Source organism: Flavobacterium collinsii, from assembly GCF_902804485.1.
Classification (GTDB): domain Bacteria; phylum Bacteroidota; class Bacteroidia; order Flavobacteriales; family Flavobacteriaceae; genus Flavobacterium; species Flavobacterium collinsii.
In genome coordinates this window covers 50,088-71,432 of sequence record NZ_CADCST010000083.1, presented here as the reverse complement: position 1 = coordinate 71,432, position 21,345 = coordinate 50,088, and the positions used below count along the sequence as shown (strand labels likewise).

Annotated in this window: 13 protein-coding genes; 4 read left to right on the top strand and 9 right to left on the bottom strand. The window is 36.7% G+C overall.

Going from position 1 to position 21,345, the window contains the following annotated elements; all coding sequences use genetic code 11:
* Positions 1 to 6: 6 nt before the first annotated feature.
* The 5 genes from FLA105534_RS11460 to FLA105534_RS11440 form a co-directional block, all read right to left on the bottom strand.
* Complete coding sequence (locus FLA105534_RS11460) at positions 7 to 3,198, bottom strand: SusC/RagA family TonB-linked outer membrane protein (RefSeq protein WP_173966254.1); 3,192 nt, start codon at positions 3,196 to 3,198, stop codon at positions 7 to 9.
* 600 nt (positions 3,199 to 3,798) lie between these two features.
* Complete coding sequence (locus FLA105534_RS11455; protein WP_173966253.1) at positions 3,799 to 5,403, bottom strand: hypothetical protein; 1,605 nt, start codon at positions 5,401 to 5,403, stop codon at positions 3,799 to 3,801.
* Between the two features lie 944 nt (positions 5,404 to 6,347).
* Positions 6,348 to 6,737, bottom strand: a complete 390-nt coding sequence (locus tag FLA105534_RS11450) for a DoxX family protein (protein ID WP_173966252.1) — start codon at positions 6,735 to 6,737, stop codon at positions 6,348 to 6,350.
* 98 nt (positions 6,738 to 6,835) lie between these two features.
* On the bottom strand, positions 6,836 to 7,273 hold the full coding sequence (locus FLA105534_RS11445; RefSeq protein WP_173966251.1) for a VOC family protein: 438 nt from the start codon (positions 7,271 to 7,273) through the stop codon (positions 6,836 to 6,838).
* Between the two features lie 10 nt (positions 7,274 to 7,283).
* Positions 7,284 to 7,691: a VOC family protein gene (locus tag FLA105534_RS11440; protein ID WP_173966250.1), complete on the bottom strand. Its 408-nt coding sequence runs from the start codon at positions 7,689 to 7,691 to the stop codon at positions 7,284 to 7,286.
* 202 nt (positions 7,692 to 7,893) lie between these two features.
* Here FLA105534_RS11440 and FLA105534_RS11435 point away from each other — a divergent pair, with 202 nt between their 5' ends.
* Complete coding sequence (locus tag FLA105534_RS11435) at positions 7,894 to 8,874, top strand: GlxA family transcriptional regulator (RefSeq protein ID WP_217427698.1); 981 nt, start codon at positions 7,894 to 7,896, stop codon at positions 8,872 to 8,874.
* A 215-nt stretch (positions 8,875 to 9,089) separates the two neighbouring features.
* Here FLA105534_RS11435 and FLA105534_RS11430 read toward each other — a convergent pair whose 3' ends face one another.
* Positions 9,090 to 10,028: an autotransporter outer membrane beta-barrel domain-containing protein gene (locus FLA105534_RS11430; protein WP_173966249.1), complete on the bottom strand. Its 939-nt coding sequence runs from the start codon at positions 10,026 to 10,028 to the stop codon at positions 9,090 to 9,092.
* Positions 10,029 to 10,409: 381 nt separating this feature from the next.
* Between FLA105534_RS11430 and FLA105534_RS11425 the strand changes: the two genes are divergently transcribed.
* The 3 genes from FLA105534_RS11425 to FLA105534_RS11415 all read left to right on the top strand — a co-directional run bounded on the left by FLA105534_RS11425 (position 10,410) and on the right by FLA105534_RS11415 (position 15,188).
* A complete protein-coding gene (locus FLA105534_RS11425; RefSeq protein WP_173966248.1) occupies positions 10,410 to 12,017 on the top strand; it encodes a class I SAM-dependent methyltransferase in 1,608 nt (535 codons plus the stop codon).
* 547 nt (positions 12,018 to 12,564) lie between these two features.
* Complete coding sequence (locus tag FLA105534_RS11420) at positions 12,565 to 14,097, top strand: sulfatase-like hydrolase/transferase (protein WP_173966247.1); 1,533 nt, start codon at positions 12,565 to 12,567, stop codon at positions 14,095 to 14,097.
* Between the two features lie 59 nt (positions 14,098 to 14,156).
* Positions 14,157 to 15,188: a hypothetical protein gene (locus FLA105534_RS11415; protein WP_173966246.1), complete on the top strand. Its 1,032-nt coding sequence runs from the start codon at positions 14,157 to 14,159 to the stop codon at positions 15,186 to 15,188.
* Positions 15,189 to 15,404: 216 nt separating this feature from the next.
* On the opposite strand, the gene FLA105534_RS11410 is transcribed toward FLA105534_RS11415, so the two are convergent.
* The 3 genes from FLA105534_RS11410 to FLA105534_RS11400 all read right to left on the bottom strand — a co-directional run bounded on the left by FLA105534_RS11410 (position 15,405) and on the right by FLA105534_RS11400 (position 21,233).
* Positions 15,405 to 18,311 carry a S8 family serine peptidase gene (locus FLA105534_RS11410; RefSeq protein WP_173966245.1) on the bottom strand — a complete coding sequence of 969 codons (2,907 nt, stop codon included), beginning with the start codon at positions 18,309 to 18,311 and terminating at the stop codon, positions 15,405 to 15,407.
* 597 nt (positions 18,312 to 18,908) lie between these two features.
* The gene (locus FLA105534_RS11405; RefSeq protein ID WP_173966244.1) at positions 18,909 to 20,174 is read right to left on the bottom strand and encodes an amidohydrolase family protein; all 1,266 of its coding nucleotides are present in this window, start codon (positions 20,172 to 20,174) and stop codon (positions 18,909 to 18,911) included.
* Between the two features lie 3 nt (positions 20,175 to 20,177).
* Positions 20,178 to 21,233 carry a hypothetical protein gene (locus FLA105534_RS11400; protein WP_173966243.1) on the bottom strand — a complete coding sequence of 352 codons (1,056 nt, stop codon included), beginning with the start codon at positions 21,231 to 21,233 and terminating at the stop codon, positions 20,178 to 20,180.
* Positions 21,234 to 21,345 lie beyond the last annotated feature (112 nt).

Here is a 21,345-nt window from a genome sequence, read left to right as displayed (position 1 = left end):
TTGTTTTTAAAATTTAAGATTAACATTAAGACTGAAATTTCTGGTAGTTGGCAAAGCTAAGCTCTCCAATCCCTGAGCATTTCCTGTAGTGAAAGCCGTTTCAGGATCAATATTTGGTGCATCTTTATAGATAAATAGCAGGTTACGACCTACTGCAGTAATACTTGCTCCTTCTAATCCTAGTTTCTTAGCAAATTTCTTATTGAAATTATAAGCCAGTTTTACCTCTCTTAGTTTTACAAAAGTCGAACTGTAAATATAGGCTTCGTTAATGTTGAAAGATGCTTTGTGAAACTCCTGTGCACTAATCACCTGAGAATTTGGGGTTCCGTCAGCATAAACTCCGTTAAAAATAACACCATCATCATATACCGTTGCTCCATTTGGAGCTACACCACCCGTTAACAATGTTTTCGGATTGGCCGAGTTGTTGTTTGGATAATAGTAATTTAAACCCCCATTTGCGGCATCACGGCCTGATAAAGTCTCCGCCAGTACACCGGTATAAGTACCTGTTCTGTTGGTTCCCGAATAAATGTCACCCCCTACACTGGCGTCAATAAGGAATGAAAATTCAAGATTTTTATACGTCAGGGTATTGGTAACACCCGCTAAATAATCCGGAGTATAGTGTCCTAATACTTTTTTTTGCGGATCGGCTTTAGGCAATCCGTTAGCGCCTACTACTATATTTCCGTTTGCATCACGCTGGTAGCCTGTACCATAAAGAGCACCGTAAGCCTGTCCTACTGAAGCCAATACATCAACACCTCCTGAAGAACCAATTGTATAGTTTTGAATCTGTTTGTCGTAGTCCAAAATCTTTACTTCGCTAATATTCTTCGAGTAATTTACGCCTACATTCCATTTGAAATCCTCCGTTTGAACAGGAGTTCCGTCCAATTGAACTTCTATACCGCGGTTGTTAACTTTACCTGCGTTGATCAATTGCGAGTTGTAACCACTCGAAGCTGTGGTTTTTATTTCCAAAATCTGATCAAAACTATTGGTGTTGTAATACGCCACATCCAAATGCAGTCTGTTTTTCCAGAAAGAAGATTCTATACCTAATTCCGTAGAACGCGTCGTTTCAGGTTTCAGGTTCTCATTAAGTTTTTTCTTAGCTGAGGTTTGAATTGGGTTTCCGTCAAATGCGGTTTGAAAATCATAAACAGTAGACAATTGGTAAGGATCTGCATCGTTACCTACTTCAGACCAGCCTCCGCGAAGCTTTAAGAAATCAAGTGTATTGCTTTTCAGATTGAAGGCGTCAGAAACTACAAAACTACCGTTAAAGGAAGGATAGAAATAAGAACGGTTGCTGCTTGGTAATGTAGACGACCAGTCGTTACGGGCAGTTACGTTCAGGTAAGCATAATTTCTATATCCAAATTGTGCCGAAGCATAAGCGCTGTATACTTTTAATTTTGAAAGCGAATTCGATGACGTTAAAGGGTCTCTCGAATTGGTCAGCGTATACAAATCAGGTACAGCCAGACGTGGTGCTTTCTGATAGTTGTTGGCATCACTGTGGTTACGAATATTGAATCCCGCAAGAGCATCGACACTAAAATCATCGTTTACTTTTTTAGTATAGGTAAAAATCCCCTCCGTGTTTCTTTCGTTTACAGTATAAGCATCTTCTGCATACGATCCAAAAGGCGTTCCGTTTGTACCGTACTTAATCGTGTACTTTCTGCGATCGTTGTAATAATCAACTCCGGTACGGAATTTAAAATTAAGCCCCTCGATAATCTTGGCATCCAAATGAATGTCTCCGATGATACGGTTACGCTGTTGGCTGGTGGTGTTATAATACGCATTCCAGTACGGATTGCTGTAATAGCTGTTGTTCCAGTTCACGTCTCTGTTCTTCTGAAGTTCGTTGATGTCTACCTGACGTCCGAACCAAAGAAACTGTAGCATTACACCGGCAGCACGGTTACCCTGTGGTCCACCTGGTAAGGCCGGAGCATCGGTAACAATATAGTTGGCCGTTACCCCTACTTTTATATTTTTAGAGATTTGGTAGTTTGTATTCACCGTAAAGTTTGTTTTGTTTACTTCACTGTTGGGTACCGTTCCTAATTGTTTTTGATTGTTTATACCTAAACGGAAATCTGATTTTTCGTCCGATTTCGCGATAGAAACGCTATTATCATAAGTGACACCGGTATTAAAAAAGTCCTTTACATTATTCGGATGTGCTACGAAAGGTACAGCAACACCATTGGAGTAAAATTGTGGGATAAGCCTTCCGTCCAGTTTAGGTCCCCAGCTTTCGTCAACTCCGTCATTGATACCGCCCCCTTTACCATCTACAAAGCTGAACTTTCCATTTGATCCTTGTCCAAATGAATTTTGGAATTTAGGTAAAGTAGCCACCTGAGAGATGGTGATTCCAGAGTTTACACTGATCCCTAATCCTTTTTGGCTTTTCCCTGATTTTGTTGTGATCAAAACTACCCCATGTGCAGCACGAGATCCGTAAAGAGCCGCCGCATTAGGGCCTTTCAGTACGCTTAATGACTCAATATCTTGCGGATTTAAATCGGCAATTGCATTCTTAAAGTCGCGGGTAGTTCCACCAACACTTCCTAACTGCGAGTTGTCTACTGGAACTCCGTCAACCACAAATAATGGCTGATTGTTTCCGGATATCGAAGTTTCACCACGAATAACGATACGTGAAGATCCCATATCACCCTGCGAATTGGTAATACGAACACCCGCCAGTTTACCACTAAGGCTATTTAAGAAGTTGGTTTCTTTTGTATCGGACAGCTCCTTACCTTTAAGTGCCTGCGTAGTATATCCTAAAGATTTCTTTTCTTTGGTAATACCAAGTGCTGTAACAACTACTTCTGAAAGAGCATTTTGCTCTTCAGTAAGACTAACGGTAATTGAATTTTCTTTGGCTACGATTTCTGTTTTTTTATATCCCAAATAACTTACGATTAAAGTATAAGGAAGTTTTTGCCCGGTTTGAAAATGAAATCTCCCATCCATATCGGTTACAACCCCATGTGTAGTTCCTTTAATATTTACTGAAGCGCCAATAACAGGCTCTTTTGTTACGGCATCAATTACTGTTCCTTCAAGTTTGGACTGAATAAGCGGTTTCGTCTCCTGTGCTTTAATTCCAGTGGAAATCAACAAAATACATAGTGCTATATATCTATTTAATTTTTTTTTCATTACTTTGTTTTAGTTTAATAAATAAGGTGACCGTCGCCGGATATACTCCGCCAGTCCTTTCCTTATAGAGATGTACAATTTCTTTAAGCTTCGCCATTTCTGTTCCCGCAGAAATGGTTTTTTATTAGCTACACATTCGCTTTTTCATTTTCTTTTTTATTTTGGATTACTATTATTTGAATTTGATCTCTGCAGAATTTCAATACCGACAACCTATCGAAAATGAATTTTCAGTTTAACTCCTGTTCGCTCAAAAAAGAAGCGAATTTGGTAAATTTTATATTCTACTAATTTGATAGAACAAAAGTATATTAAAAATGCGAATGCCAAAATTTTAACTCTTTTTTTTATATAAAAAATGTTAAATAAATTAATCAAAATTCAATAACTAATTCAAAACAAAATAGTTAAGTATTATTGATTATTTACTTCCTGTGTAAGATTTTTTCTAAAAGGAGAAAAAAGATTCAGCAAAAAAAAGTCGTCTGCTATAGACGACTTTTTTATCAGTAACATTTATTTAATAAATTAGGAATTACAAAGTTTCGGAGGCTTCTTAAAATGTTTTTCTTTAAGCTCTTCTATAAGTAAGACAAACAATTAGGCCGCTATCACCAGGTTTTGTATTAGTTCAAGTTTGATTCTTTCTACTAATACCGCATTGAATTTCGCTTCTCGTAAAACCTCTTCCGGTGATTCGGAATGTACAAAAACTGCCGTGATCAATAATCTGTTAAGTTCTTCATGAGACATCTGATCGCTTATTTTTTCAATTTCTACCTCAAAAGAGCGTCGTTTTTCCGCGTCAGTCCCTGCTTTCGCATAACCTTCCAATAACCATTTAAAAGCTAAAGATTTAATTTTATTACTATTGGAATTTAACCAAACCTCTCTTTCAACATCATCGTCCGGCTCGCCACGGTAAGGATATTTGTCATCAATAATTCGTTTGGCCTTTATAAGCACCAAAGACGTATCTCCACCTGCATTTGCCATATCCAAAAACAGCTGTTTTTCCTGAATCAACCTCTCGTTAAACGCCCCTATGTACAGTTTAAAAATATAACTTACCTGATCTCCATTATTCACAGGCAGATCATTTTGTTTTAGACTATTTGCTAGTTCCTGAAATTCGACCCAACTTTCATCAAAAAATCCTTTTGAATAACTCAATTGTTTGTACAGCTCTTCAAGACTTTTAGTCGTATCGTTTAATTTATTTTCGGTACTCTCATACCAGTCCATTAAATCGTTGGCCTCAGCAAGAGTATTAATAATATAATCTATGGAACCAATAATCAATAATATAGCCGCCAGTCCGGCAACAATCCAGCCCAACGGCCCAAGTGCAGTCGCAAGCAGGCCAACAGTCGCTACACCGGCAAAAAAACTGGTTCCTAAAGTAATCCACCCAAAAAGATAAAATTCTTTTTCAGTAAGTGTCTGCAGGTTGAAAGACGAGTCAATTTTTAAATCGGGAAGTCTGGAACTTACCAGATCTATAAAATTACTGTATTCTGTTATCACAGGCAGAATGTTATCCAATACTTCCAAATAATTTTTAGCAATGGCACGAGTCAAGCCAAGCATTCTTAGACACTCGTCGAGTGAAGTTCGAACATTGTCGTATCGCTTTGGATTATCAGGTCGCCAGAATGAACCTGCATCCCTCCTCATCTTTCGAAAATCGGTATCAAAACTAGCCAGACTATCATTAAGAACCGATAGTTTTGTTATGACCTCTTGCGCTGAATCTCTCCCTTCTTTTATAGCATTTAGCGAATAAGATTTATAAAAATTATTACTCATCTCAACAAACACATCACTATAGTAATCATTAGTAGTCTGATCTTTCTTCGTAACAAGCGGAATCCTCGCCTCGTTTCCTTCAAAGAAAAGACTTAGAATTTTGGAAACATTATCTTTAACTTCCTGCTCTGTAAAATAAGCTTTTTGATCTGGAACCGCTGCAGAACGAATCTTGATGTTTTCCGGATTTTTTAAAATTTGGGTCCACTGATCTACTGTATACTGGGCCTGAGGACTTTGTTGTTCTGCTATTGTGGTAACATCAAATACAAGTAGTTTTTCCAATGTATCATCTGTGTATTTCACCATTCTTGAAATGGCTGTAGCATTTGTTTTTGCACCCTTTGGCATGAAGTTCTGTAATACTTCCTGCTTTACGATTTCTTTAACTTCCATAATTTAAATTTGCATTTACCCTACTCGTAGGCTTTTCGGGTTCCGCCCTTATTTTATCTCAATGAAGCAGCTTTATACGGTACAATTTTCTAAGATTATCCTTTACTTTTAGTTTGGAAATCTTAGCAGGACTGCCTGTTTAGTTGCTTTTGTAGTAAAGCTACTGCTTGATTCTAATAGAGATAAAAAAGATGCAACGAACGCGGAATTTAATGTCATGTGTCAACTATTTTCTGTTGCAAAGCCTTATAATTACAAGGAAATCTCAGAATAGTAAAGTTTAAAACTTCTGCCGTTGCGTGTAATTAACAACAAATGCTTTAACACATAGAAACATAGATTTTAGATCCGAAAGAATAACAAAATAGAAATATATTTCTTTCACAGAGAAGGTTATGTGTATTTAAACGAAATAAAATGTATCGTTCCTCTGGAACTTTTTTTGAATACGTTTTATTTTCAACGGATTAAAATCCGTTGCTATAAAATTTGTCGTTCCTTCCGAACTTAATTATACGGTTGTTTTTGTTGTTAACGGATTACGATCCATGCACCTAAAATAGGAACAGGTGATATATACCGAAATAGATTTTTATAAGATAAAGAATAACGTCATAAAAGAGCCATCGGCTCGAACGATAATATAACGACGGATTTTAATCCGTCACAAAAAATAGGTACAATCATAAAGAGCCATAGGCTCGAATAATATTGTAGCGACGGATTTTAATCCGTCGTAAAAAATAGGCACAACCATAAAAGAGCCGTAGGCTCGGTCCATATTATTTTTTTTTATGAATTTACCCTGTTGAGTATAATTAATTCAACACATAGATATTTAGGTGTAAAAAAATACCATCTCTTAATAATATAAAAGTAAAAGAGACGACCTGCACAGTCGTCTCTTTCACTTTCTATAGCTTATTTCTACCGTTTTAACAGGCCTAATAAGCCCCTGAAAGCGCATATTCTTTTTGATACAGTTTTTGATATAGTTTGTATGAAATCACCAATATACCAAGGAAAACTAAAGGTAATATCACCTGAAACCCGAATCCGTCAACAGCAAAATGGCTGATGCTGGCAAATATAAACACAAAGCCAAAACCGGTGTACGCCCATTCTTTCGCAAATTTTGGTGCTTGCGGAATAATTACGGTTAGAGCTCCAATCACTTTAAAAACTACCAATGCATTGCCAAAATAAGCCGGATACTGCATGTGACTGATTCCTTGCTTGGCAATCTCAGTTTGTGAAGTTAGGGCCGGAATAATGCCTTCCATAATAAAAATGATAATTGTTGTGGTCCAGAATAGTATTTTATCTTTTTTCATAAGTGTAAAGGTTAGTGGTTAAAAATAGTTTGCTATTAGCTCCTGATTCATAGCTTTTTTTTAAGGAAGTTTATCCAATTGGGTATAATTATCAAAAACTAATTACACCCAACGGTTAAGGTTTTGTTTTCTTCTGACGAATAACAGAGCATCCACTGATGTCCAAATTTATCCGTAAGGTGTCCGAACAGGGCTCCAAAGAAAGTCCTTTCTAACGGATGGGTTGCCTGACCGTCTTTCGATAAGTCGGCATAAGCCTTTCGTGTTTCTTCTTCACTGTCAAAAGTGAGCATCATCGAAAAGGCATTCCCTTTTGTCAGGTTTTCCGGGGCCATATCCGATCCCATAATCACAAGAGTATCGCTTTTAAGCGTGGCGTGCAAAATACATCTTTTCATTTTCTCCGGCAGGCGCTTCCCTACTGGTGAATCGGCTATCGTTTGTAGCTCGAGTTCACCACCAAGGCATGCTTTGTAAAATAACATTGCATCCTTGCAGTTACCGTTAAATGTTAAATAAGAATTAAGCTGTGCCATTTTAATACTATTATTGTTGTGGGATTTTGGCCAGGTCCATGTATAAAACCTCCCAAAGATGTCCGTCTAAATCTTCAAAGCTACGTTGTTGCATAAAACCGTAATCTTTCGCTTCAGCAGTTTCTTTTCCGCCCGCTTTTAATGCATTATTTTGCATGGTATCAACCTCATCGATACTGTCTACTGACAATGAATTAATTACCGCCGCTTTTTGAAAAGCATTACCAATTTCTTTGTTGGTAAACTCATTGAACTTATTGTGTGTTAATAACATCACATAAATTTCTTCAGTTAAAACCATACAGGCTGCTGTTGCATCTGTAAATTGAGGATTGTTTGTAAATCCAATTGCTGTGTAAAAAGACATTGCTTTTTGTAAATCTGCTACCGGCAGATTGATGAAAATTTTTGTTGCCATTTGTTCTATATTTTTTAGTTGTTAATTGATAGTACAAAGATGCAGCAGAAATAACAGACTGCGGATATGCAAAAACGACAACAAAAAGGGCATTTACGACAAACTATCTTTATCTTTGAAATTACAAAAAGGAAAACGATTTGATTTTTAGGGACTTTGCACAACAAATAAGCCCTTACAGCCAGTTCTAAAAATAAAGAAGATGATAAAAAAAGTAAGTATTCTTGTTCCTGAAAGCTCCGTTCTGCAGGCTATAGCAGATCCACAATATTTATTTTCAGCAGTAAACCAGTTTATGACTGCATCGGGCAAACCCCTACTGTTTGATGTGCAGCTGGTAGGTTTAAAGAAAGAAGTCAAACTCAATAACGGATTGTACTCGGTTAATACGTCTCAACTCACAAAAGAAGTTACAACCACAGATTTAATTGTTATTCCTGCCTTATTTGGAGATATGAAAAGTGCGATTGCTCAAAATCAAGAGCTTTTGCCCTGGATAAACGAACACTATCACAAAGGAGCTGAAGTAGCTTCGCTCTGTGTTGGTGCCTTTTTACTGGCTTCTACCGGTTTATTGGATGGTAAAAAATGTTCTACACATTGGGGTTTTCAAAATGAGTTTCGCGAAATGTTTCCAGAAGTAGAAGTCATCGATGGAAGCATTATCACAGAAGAACACCGGATATATTCCAGTGGTGGTGCACATTCTTATTGGAATCTTCTACTCCACTTAGTCGAAAAGTATACAGACAGACAAACCGCTATTTTAGCTTCTAAATATTTTGCTATCGATATTGACAGGGACAGTCAGGCTGCTTTTGCGATGTTTCAAGGCCAAAAAAATCATAACGATGAGGCAATCAAACAGGTACAGGAATTTATTGAAGATAATATTCAGGAGAAAATCACAATTGATGAATTAGCTGATCTGGTGCTATTGGGAAGAAGGAGTTTTGAACGACGCTTTAAAGCCGCTACCAACAATTCTGTTTTAGAATACATCAACCGCGTGAAAATTGAGTTTGCCAAAAAAAGCTTCGAAAACAGCCGCAAAAATATCAATGAGGTAATGTACGATGTAGGTTATACCGACACAAAAGCATTTCGTACCATTTTTAAAAAAGTAACAGGTCTAAATCCGATCGAGTATCGCAATAAATACAACAAAATGGCTGTAAACTAATTATATTTTAGGCTCCATATCAAAGCGGAAGAGCTATAGAATGGTTATCAAATTTTTCATTCAATCGATATAAAAAAAACCTCTAAAATAAATTTACTTTAGAGGCTCTTCCTTGCGATTTCCTGATGATTATAAAATATTATTGTCTATCATCAAATTACTTCGTTAACATATTGAAAATGTTTCCTTTATTTGAGTTAAAAATTTTAAAAGAACTACTTTTTTTCAACTGCTTCTAATCTTACGTTTAGTGTTTCAATAACTTCCATTAGCTTCTGCGTATTTTTTTGTTGTTCAATTGTATACAAAGTCAATTCTTCAATCTTTTGCAGTAATTTGATATTCATTTCAGACAAATTAATTCCGTCTTTTTGCATTTCCTTGGCAGAAGCAATTTCAGGCAAATGTTTGTTTTCTTTAATAAATTTATCTAGAGACTCCAAAGATGGTAAATTGTAGTCTTTTTCAAAAACAAAATCGGCACCTGCATTAACGGTTACTTTTACCTCTCTCGATTCTATATTTCCTGCGACGGTTAGTTTTGAGGTTGGACTTTTAGTTCCAATTCCCATATTCCCATTTTCTGCAACTGTCACTTGTCTTACTCCATTTGACGCTAAAACTAAAGATTTACCAGTCAACCCTCCAATTATTGTTGTACCCGCATCCCAAGACAAATACCCATAATCAGCATTAACACCCCAAGCAATTACCCCATCTCCGCTGGCAGTAATTCTTGTCGTTCCACCTTGATTAATTTGAAATTTATCTGAAGTTGTACCTAAATTTATAGCTAATTTTCCATTGATGTTTTGATCTCCAACAAAAGTGTTTGTTCCTCTAATGGCTAATTCATTCCAACTATTCCAAGTATTATTATCTCCGTTTTTAGTTCGATATGAAATATGATTACCACCATTCGGCCCATAATCAGAGCTTATTTGAGTATCGTAATTGTTTGTCGGAAAGCCTCCATAACTAATAAGAGCACCATTCCAAGGTGTTCCTGCTGTTGAATATGAAAAGGTATACCCGGCTTTAAAAGTATCAGCCGCACCGGTTAAAGAGATATTAGAAGTTGGATTTAAACTTTGAGATTGTATCTTTAAAGTAGCTAATAATACTAATGCGACTATAATTATTTTTGTTTTCATTTATCTTTTATTCTATAGTTTAGGTTTATTTTCTTTAATCGCAAACAAAATTACTTCTTCATTTCTTTTTAGAATGACATTTTTGAAAGATTTATAATGTAAAAATAATTTTATACAAATGTATATTTCTTTGCTATATTTTCTGCTAAAGGAAAGTAATAAATAATCAGATTGAGAAGATTATTTGTACTGATCATACAAAAGCTTACTCCAAAATCAGAGATCGGCGATTTACAGGTCACAGCCTCGATTTGGTATTAGTGTCATTTCATCCGTTTCACGGCTCGAATCGATTCTTTTTAATTTTGGCTATGGAAAAAAATGACAGGTTCTAAGTTCAAAAAAAAATCACTATTTTTAGCAAACCATCATTCTTACATTATGACCGATAAATCACAACTTCGCAGTTCTATTTTCAGACATCTTGACGGCTTAGCAGTTGCTCCCGTAGCAATAGCGCTAAAAAACAATGCTGTTTTAGAGTATATACTAAATAAAAAACAAATACAATTATCAGAGCTGGTAACTGTTTTTACAGCAAATGAAGGTTATTTGAATGTTGGTTTAAGAATTCTGGCTTCTCAGGGCTTTTTAGATTATGAAGTCGATAACCGTTCACAGGAAATTACGATCTCCGTCAATGAAAGGACAGAAATGGCTTTTTCATTGTTTTATCTCTACCAGGATGTTGTTGATCTGCTTCAGTTTTCGGTGCAGTTTCATCCGCGTCTTTTTGAAGATGTACCCTTCGAAAAACTCAATATTATTTTTGAAAAATATAAGAAAAGGTATGGTATTGAACCTTCTGACGATCCTTTAAAAAATAGTCTTCAGGAACAGATTTTAAAACATATCGAAGGCCATTTGATAGGTCCGACAATTGTTCGTCTGGCAATGAAAGGGATGTTTCACAAATATTTCATGGAAACTTCATTCCAGCCCGAAGAGTTTCATAAATCTCCTGAAAATTTTAAAAAAATACTGGACTTTTTTGTGCATCTTGGATGGTTTTTGGAAAAAAATGGCAACTACCAATTTACAGAAACGGGGCTTTTTTATGCCAAAAGAGCCAGTGCCTATGGCGTAACGGTTTCGTATTTGCCAACATTTGCTAAAATTGAGGAATTAATCTTTGGTGATCCAGCGGTACTAAGAATGATAACCGATGGCGAAAACGAAATTCATGTCGACCGTGAAATGAACGTTTGGGGAAGCGGTGGTGCTCACGACACTTATTTTAAAGTTGTAGATGAAATTATAGTTACTCTTTTCAACCTGCCAATCGAACAACAACCTAAAGGAATTCTTGATATGGGCTGTGGTAACGGTGCTTTTCTTCAGCATATTTTTGAAGTAATCGACCGACAAACGTTGCGTGGAAAAATGCTCGACGATTACCCCTTATTTTTGGTTGGAGCCGATTATAATCAGGCAGCACTGAAAGTAACCAGAGCCAATCTGATCAAGGCCGACATTTGGGCAAAGGTAATTTGGGGGGATATCGGACGTCCGCAACTACTTTCGGAAGATCTTAAAGAAAACTACAATATTGATCTGAAGGATTTACTTAACGTAAGAACTTTTTTAGATCACAATCGAATCTGGAAAGATCCGGAACACATCGACAAAGACAGAATTAGTGCGTCTAACGGTGCATTTGCCTACAGAGGAAAAAGAATCAGTAACAATCTGGTCGAAGATAATCTTCTGGAACATTTGCAAAAGTGGTCTCCTTATGTACACAAATTTGGTTTACTGTTGATTGAACTACATACCATAAATCCAAAGCTTGCTGCCGACAATATCGGAAAAACTCCTGCTACAGCTTATGATGCTACTCATGGTTTTTCGGACCAGTATATTGTTGAAATAGATGTTTTTAATAAAGTTGCCGCAGAAGCTGGGTTATTCCCTGATAAATCAATTTTCAAACGATTTCCAGATGCTGATATCGCGACCGTAAGTATCAATTTATTAAAAGGACGTTAGAGCGGTAGTTTCATTAAACAGGTGCCGTTATTTTAAAATCATTTGATTCAAAAACCTTCAAAGGCTAGTGTCTTTGAAGGTTTTTGAATTTTAAGACATTTAGAACTTCACGCTTCTAATTTAAAACTTCTTCTTCCTCCAGAGTATGATATCAAAATTATACAGACAGTTTTTCCATTATACTTCTCATTCAAACAAAATTTTTCTATTAAAGATTCTACGGACCGCTATTGGTCGTTCAATAAAAAGTATTTCATTATCAAACCCTATACTTCTATAAAACAGGTATTTATACGTAATTTAAATCTACTTAGTTATTGTAATTTTATTCTTATTAATCAAATCAATAGTTTGATTAAAACACTGCATACAGGCCTTTTGTGATTTACTCCACACCCGCATCTTAACATCCTTTCTCCACGCCCAGATTTTATACAGCCTTCAAAGCAACTCCCTTTTTAGATTATTTCAAATTGACCTATCATTATTGACTACTCGTCATTATATCAACAATTACAATTTTTATTAACCCCTTAAACCACAAACAATGAACCTAAAAGAAAAACTTAACGAGATTGGCCAAAAGCCGGACATGATTTTAATTATTACCGACGAGCAGCGTGCTACGCAACATTTCCCGCCGGGATGGGAACAGGAAAATCTTCCTACATTGACTTTTCTGAAACAAAATGGTTTTAGTTTTGACCGTGCTTTCTGCAACACCTGTATGTGCTCCCCTAGCCGTTCTACCCTGTTTACAGGTTTATATCCTGCGAAACATGGCGTAAGCCAAACCCTGACCGAAGGCGGTCTGTTGTCACCTCAGGAACCTACGCTTAGCAATGCACTACCCAATATTATGAATACACTTTGGGCTGATGGATATGATGTGCAGTACCGGGGAAAATGGCACATGAGTAAAGGTGTCGCTCCTAATGGAACTAAAACAAACTACGAGGATTTAACGGCCGCCGATATTTCACTCTTTGGAGCTATGGGCTGGATTGCTCCCGACGCCGGTGAAGATGTCAATCCGCTTAATTTTGGAGGCGGATATGCCAATCATGATGCAAGGTATACGGCCGAAGCTATTCAATATCTAAAGGAAGTAAGAGCACAAAGAGCCGCAGGAAACCATAAACCCTATTGTCTTATTCTGTCTCTCGTAAATCCGCACGATGTATTGGCTTATCCAAGAACAGCAGGTACATCAGGATACCATCCGGACAGTTGGCTGGGTCGAGAGATAGGTCTTCCCGCTACCGTAAGTGAAAATCTACTCGAGAATAAAAAACCAATGGCACAGGAACAAATCCTGATCAATATGGCTTTAAGTCTCGGAGCAGTCAATAGCACCGAAGACAAACTGAATTATATCAATTTCTACGGTTATTTATTAAGTCTCGCGGATAAACAATATGGTTATCTGATTGACGAACTGTATAAGGAAGATGAAAATGGACATAAACTGGCCGATTCTGCAATCGTTACCATGACATCCGATCATGGAGAAATGGGACTCGCTCATGGCGGATTACGTCAGAAAACTTTTGTTGCCTATGAAGAAGCTTTAAGAGTACCACTTGTTATCTCAAATCCGATTCTGTTTAAGGATCATCCCGTCAAACACTCTATTAACTTAGCAACACTAGCTGATGTTTTTCCTACTTTTATTGAGATGGCTAATATTTCCAATCCGCCAACAGGGCTTGCAGGTACGAGTCTGTTGCCTATAATGGAGGACAATACGCCGGTTCAGCATAGTCTTTTGTTTACTTACGATGATATTAAGGCGGGGGCAAATAGTACGTGGACCATCGTAAGAGCGGCCAACCGCATTCGCTGTATCAGAACCGAAAAATGGAAATTTGACTACTATTTTGATGCCGCTACAGCCTATTTTAAACAATATGAGCTCTATGATTTAGTTAATGACCCGCTGGAAATTACAAATCTTGCCTACGATCCGGCTTATAGTGAAATCAGACACGAACTAGAAGAGCAATTGCACCAACTGGAGGTAGAAAAACTTTGGGTAAACGCTCCAAAAGATGTCTATAGTACCACAACGTTTAACTAAAAGTAACTACAGGACACAGTTGTAAAAAAGTATAAAGCAATAATCTAAAAAGAAAAATTATGTCAGAAAATATAAATCTGGAAGTCAATACTGCAAAGTATACGGATTTCAATTATCCTGCTGGTGGAGAAACCAGTATACAAGGTATAAGAGGCGTAACGGGATCTGAAAATGTATACATTTCAGGCAGTTTAATAGGGCTTAATGATATTGTTCAGGGCTTAATCTATGAAGGCCCAATTAATGGAAGTGGCAATAAAGGTAAATGGAACATTGTAAATTTTCCAAGTACACCAACAGCAACGGTTATCAATACCTCTTGTTACGGCCCTAATAACGGACATGATGGCAAAGTGCAATTAGTTGGTTCCTATAAAATCTCTGCCTCTACCGGTAAAGCTCCGAGCGGAAACCTTGGTTTTTATTACGAAGGACCAGTGGACGGTTCAGGAACCTGGGTTCAGGTGTCACCAAATGGCGGTAATACCAATAATGTATTTGTTCATAGTATAATGGGCGGAATCGCTGTTGGGAATTATGATGTTGAGAATGACAAAAATGGATATGCATTTCTGTATGATGTTGCCACTAAAGAATATATTGATTTTAAAGTTCCCGATTCCTTAACAACTACGTTGTATGGTATCTGGCACAATGGCGGTGATCATTACACTATGGCAGGTGGTTATTCGAGTGCTAAACTGGGGGAAATAAGCCAGGCTTTTCTGGTTGATTATAATTCCAAAACGCAGAAAACAAGTAATTTAAAATCGTTTAGTTATAAGAATGAAACAGCTCTTTCTGTCGTTACGCATTTTGAAGGTATTACTGCTGCCAAAGATAATGGTTATCATATGCCGTCTGACTGGATTAGTATCAACGGAAAAGAGATGGGAGCTTCCTTTGTTGCTGTAAATCGAAATTCAGATGGCTCGTTTGGAGAAGCCAACTGGATAGATATTGATTTTCCGGATGCTAACAGTACAAGTGCTAATACGGCTTATCAAAATAGTATTTTAGGCGTTTATACGGTTAAAAATGATTCGGATACCCTAACAGTGTCTTCGTATGTTGCAAAAGTTCATCCGTGAAAATAAGGCAAGATTCCTTTAAATGATTATAGTTTTTAAGCGGTTAAGTTGAAAATCTTTCAGCTTAACCGCTTCTGTTTTTCCCACTGATAACCTGACGGCCAATGCTGATCCTTAATTGATTGCTATAAAAAAATCGTCTCAACTTTTACATTGAGACGACTTTCTTCATTTTCATACATTCCTTAAAAGGATAAGTACTTCAATAGAAAAATATTAGTTTTTAATTATTTTTCTCGTCACTACTTTTCCGTTATCAGAAATAAACTGAACGATATAAATTCCGGGAGCTTGTTTGGAGATGTTCACACTAAACTCTTTTTGTTTATTCGTTTTTTCTTCAAAAACAACACTATTGAAAACACTTGTTATTCTTAAAGTTCCCTGCTCCTCGTTATTGATTCCTATTTTAAAGATTCCGTTTGTAGGATTTGGGTAAATGGTAACAATACGCGATTCAGCTGCTTCAGCAAGCGCTATAGCACCCGGTTTAGTGTTGGCTTTAGCTCTTACCAGTGCAAAACGCTCTCCTCCTTCAAGTTCACCTGTTCTGGCATCTTCCTGAACAAGATCTATGGTAATTTGCTCTTCAGCCGGGAAGTCTTTTGCTACCTTGAAATCAAAGGTAATTCCGAAAGTTTCATCTATATCGATTGGTAAATTTGCTATGGATGCATCTCTGGAAGTAATAAGGATTTTATTTTTATCTAAAATCTGTACTCCTTTCAGACTTCCATTGGCTTGTGCTCTTTCAAATAGTTTTGGGTCCAGTGTAGCTTCGATTGTACCGCCTAAATCAAAGAAATTATTCTTCAACTGTTCATTAAATCCTCTGTCTAAAAATCTTACATTGATGTTTTTAGATCTGATTCCTCTAATGAATACCGCAGTTGGAGGAACAAAATCAGTCGTATTCAGATTATATACACTTAAATTTTTCCAGGCAATATTGTTGTTGTTTTTGGTATTTGCAGCAATACTAACATTGTTTTGCTCATTAAACATAGGATCTTCTGATGATTCTATTCTTGCAGCTAAACAAAAATGATGTACATCGTAAGTGAAATCAGCAGGATTTGGCGGATACCAAGGAATAACCACCGTAGCATTTCCACCTGCAGCAATTGCCGGGATAGCTACCTCTCCAATGTAATCACCATGTAATACAGGTCCAACATAAAAATTAACAAAGTTCGTAGGCCATGTTAATCCTGAAGAAGCTTTTGCAAAATACAGTTTCACTTTTCCGGAAGCACTGGCAACGGTTCCTTTATTCGTAACTTTAACGTAAACTCCGTTTGGAGAACTTAATTTAAACTCAGGGTTTTCATGTGCAGTTCCTCCGTCAATCGTTTGTCTTACCCAGATATCATCACTGATCCACATAGGTCCTGAATCCGGATTAGGCTGTAATCCAACATCAAAAGGTCTGTCTTTGATGTAAAGATCCGGTACGGTAATTCCGGTCACAACTGTTGAGAAATTCTGACTTCCATTTACCAAACTTCCTTTATGAGTTACGGTTATGGTATACGTTCCGGCTGCTCCAACAATTCTGATTCGCTCAAATGGATCTCTGGTATTATCGCCTAATCCGTTTGTTGTTGCTGTTAATAATCTATATGGAAAATTAGTACCAGCTCCATTGGTAACACGAATATCTAAATCATTTATCAATTTTGCCGTACCAATATTTGGTGTACTGCCGGAATAAGCAACACCGGCAGGATCTGTCCAGGAAATAGAAGCAATTAACGGATTAACACCATCTGAGGTTACCGACAATGTATAGGTACCTCCGTTAACCAGTGTACTTTCCTGAACGATAGATGCTGTTCCGTTTTTTGTAATGGTTTCCGCTGCAAATTTTGCATTCAATAAACCCCATCCAAAAATAGCATCAGGACCAACAGCTCCCGCGTCGTCTGCTGTGTGCAAAGCCAATCCTTTTAGAGTGGCAGCACGCATAAAGTTTCCGGTCAGATTTTTATAATGCTGTTGCAATAAAAGTAAAGTTCCGGTTACGTTTGGAGCTGCCATTGAAGTTCCGCTGGCATTACCATAACTGCTATTGGTTAATGGTGTTACCGGATTTGTGAGTGTGGCTGTGGAATAAACGGAGGCTCCGTTTCCGGCAAGATCCGGTTTGATTCTCAAATCGTCTGTAGGTCCCTGACTGCTGGACCCGCTAATGGTAACGCTTGTTAAAGCTCCTGTTGAACTTATCACAGCATCGTTAGCATTAGCAATCACCAGATTGTTTTTAGAAGTCGAAAATCCTGTAAGTTTGTCGTAAGCGGTGAAACCTCCTAACGGACTTGTATTTGCAGTGTTATCACCACCATCATTTCCGGCTGATTTCACCTGCAGGTAGTAAGGAGCATTAAACATCAGATTGTCCCAGTCTCTGGCGGTAGTTTGATAAGCACCAAACTGCCAAGGAGCTATCAGAACAGCTCCGGAAGCATTTCTTGTAGCCCATCCATAAGAATGATTGGAGATCAACATTCCGTTTGCCGCTGCTGTAGTGGCTTCAGTCAAATCGTTAGTCCATTCGTTAGTTCTGGCATTTCCCTGAAAGGCCATTCCTTTGGACGCCGCTACAGTACCTGCCGCAACAATAGTACCTGTTACGTGATTGGCGTGTTGACTGTTGTTACTTCCGGCAACAATAGTAGTAACACCATCATTAATGGACACTCTTCCGCCAAACTCATTGTGAGTAGGAAGTGTAGCACCGCCATCCCAAACATAAGCCGTCATGTTTTGTCCGTTAAGGTTCAATCCTAAACCACCACCGGAATTCAAGTAATTTGCTCGTGTGGATTTTGCGGCATTTACATTTTCAGTAGCAAAATAAATAGGCGTTTTACCATCGGTACTTACATCTACTAATTCGCTTGTGGTTCCATTTTTATTAGTAAATGAAGTACGCCAGCCATTAGTCTTTGCGAGATTACTGATTCTTTGTTTCTTCTGGTCGGCCTCGGTTTGGTATCTCTGACTCAGAGACTGTAGTTCAGACACATTACTTCCGGACCTAATTTTTGCAATATCATTCTGGGTTTGTGCGTAAGTGGCTCCACAGACACACAGTAACATAATTTTGTATAAATTTTTCATATAATTTGATTTAAGGGGTTAATCATTTTTTATATCTCAAAAATCTGTACAAACAAAAGGAGGGCTTCTAGTTTCCATAATTTGAATTATTTAAAGGTTAATAAATAGGTAGCATGTTGTAAGACTTGACTGAATAGTAAGCCATAGTATGATTTACCTACAAAACGTTTAATTATTTGTAGGATTTTATTTCAAACACAACAAAACTCGTTAAACCAAACGAGGTAAAAAAGAGTATAAATACCTGATTTAAAGCCGATTGATTACAAATTAGTTTCTTATTAAAAAAAACACAAGCTCAAGCAGAATTGTAAGAATTACAGTTCTAAATATAAGTTTTTGAACTTGTTGCTCGTCAAGTTGACTACAAAGACATAATTCAGTTTCTAAATGACTTAACAAAACTGAAAATATTATGAAAAATAAGTAGAGACATATCCCCCCAAAAAAAACCTCCAAAATCAAATGATCTTGAAGGTTTAAAGATTTTATGCTATTCTTTTGAATAATTAGCTTGTTTAATAAAATTTATGGCAATTCAAAAAAATTATCGTTTTTATTAATGTAGATAATTTGAACATTTCAGTAATTTTTCCATTAATAGTACTTGCTTTTTAAATAACTGTTAATGTTGTTCTTTGCCATTTGATCCCATAATGAATTTCCATTTTGAAGTGTAGCTTTCGAAGCATAATTTCTAAAACCCTGAACAGCTACCTGCTCCAAACTGTCCTTTTCGGTCATAAAATAATCGGTTCCGAACAATATCTGATTTCCATATGATTTATCAACCTCTTTATAAAATACTTCATAAAGATCATTATTCTCTTTTAAAAGACATTCTGCTACATCATACGATATATCTGTATAAACATTTGAATGCTGAGACATTAGATTTTGTATCTGATTGAACCAGTTCTTTCTTAACACGCCATAAGGATTAAGTTGATTGCTCTCTTTATTATTTTCTCTTGTTGCCTGTATTTGCTTTACACCACCAAAGTGTGCAAAACATATTTTAAGGTCTTTAATTTGATTTAACATTGATTCGTAAGAATGTGGCTCGAGAAAATAAGAGCAACTGCTTTTACAACTGTTTCGGCTTTGTTCTTTAAAAAGATTGCCTAACCAGCCTCCCTTCTCCTCAATAAATTTAGGTACTCCATATACGTTTCCGGTATAAGGATCAACAGGGTTAAGGTTTCGTATAATGTAATCTTTATCATAATTATAAATTCCGCCTAAATAATAGGTATGTGTCATTATCGGCACACCGTTGTCAGCGGCCCATTCCATGGTTTTTTTCAGTTTTGCATCAAAAGCATAATGACCGGTACTCGGATACATTTTTAATCCCTGAAAAGGATAAATATAGGTTCCGCCTACTTCGATTTTAGTTTCAAAATAGCGCTCTACCGTTTTTTGAATTTCGTCACCGCTGCTTTTCCATCTTGGATCGAGTCCGAAAAAAGGCAAAATGTTAGTTGGGTATTTTCTTTTTATATCAATCACTTCTTCAATTTGCCCTTCAAATCCGCTAACTGATCTGCCAACACCCAAATATTCTAAGTTCTGACATAGTGTAACAAACTGAAATGTTTCGTTTGGATATCTGGACATCAGATCTTCAAAAATATCAGTCTGATATTTACTTTTACCAATTTGCAGGAATGTTGCATATCTTTTAGCCATTCCTTTATTTCCACTGGCCAAAAGCCTGATTGTCCAGGCACCAAGATCGGTATTGGTAAAATTGTCAACTCCTTTTGCCAAAAAAGGTGGCAAATATAATTCCAGGAAATTTTTCGGTGCATTATTCATCGTGAATATATGCGTGTGAGCATTTTTATAATTATTATTCATGATTTATACTACTTTAGTTACTGTTTGAGCTGTAGAAGTTGCTTTTTTCAAAACATCAAACCAGAATGGAGCTCCTAAACTTGCCACGAAAGCCGAAATAATGATACCTAATAGTTTTAACAAAATGCAAGAGAGAGTAAAACGATCTTGTCCCGAAGTGTTTTTCGTATCTGTGCATACTGCTTTATTCCAACCAATAGGCAAATCAAGATTCGTTCTAAGACTATCAATTTGTTTCGTTAAATCTTTAATATCTTTTTTGGTCAACTCAATAGAGGCTTGATCTACAGCGCTATTTTGTCCTGCCGTACTATATTTTGCACTTAGTACCTCTAATTGTTCTCTGTTCTTTGAATAATAATCAATCATCCCGGCTCTCGCCGTCGGATTACTGTCATAATACTTAAATAGAACAATACTATCAATATTTATAATTCCGCTCACTAAAAGCCCAATGATAAACAGACGTTTTCTCGAAAGCTTCTTATACCATACACTTGTTCTGTCGCTAAACTGATCAAACCAAATAGTAACTTCTTTTACTAGTTCCTCATAAAGAGTCTTTTCTACAACCCTATCTCCGGGCTCAGTAGCTTTAATTTTTGCCTTATTCAAGGCATTTTTGAGCATCATAATCAAATCACTTTGTCCTAAATAAGTAATCGCAAATTCAAAATTATTCAGCAAGTCATTGTCATACCTTATTATATTGTTTTCTTTATGATCTTGCAGAAGTATTTTGGCAGCCTGAGCATTAGCGACAGTATCAATTAATACTTCTGCCAGAGTTTTGGAAGTAATTTCTGTTGGAGGTGCTTTTTCTGATTTGGTCAGTAATCTAATATTACTATTGTTGTACATCAACAATCCCCAATTAATCTGATTCGAATAATCAAAAAGCTTCTCTACAATTTTGTTTCTGAAAAAACGACCTCTTTCACTTTTTATTTGTACGGTTGTTTCAAGAATCATACTGCACAACAAAGCAAATAGCGCCCAGCTGATGACCAATGAAATAGCAACCTGTACAATCGTCGAGGAAAAAAAACTAACATCCATTATCTCTAAATTTAAAGTTTTGCTTACTCTTTAAAGGATTTTTAGCTTACTCCTTACTCTTCTTCTGAAAATTCCAAAACCCAAATTCCAAAACCGTAAATCTATACTCTTT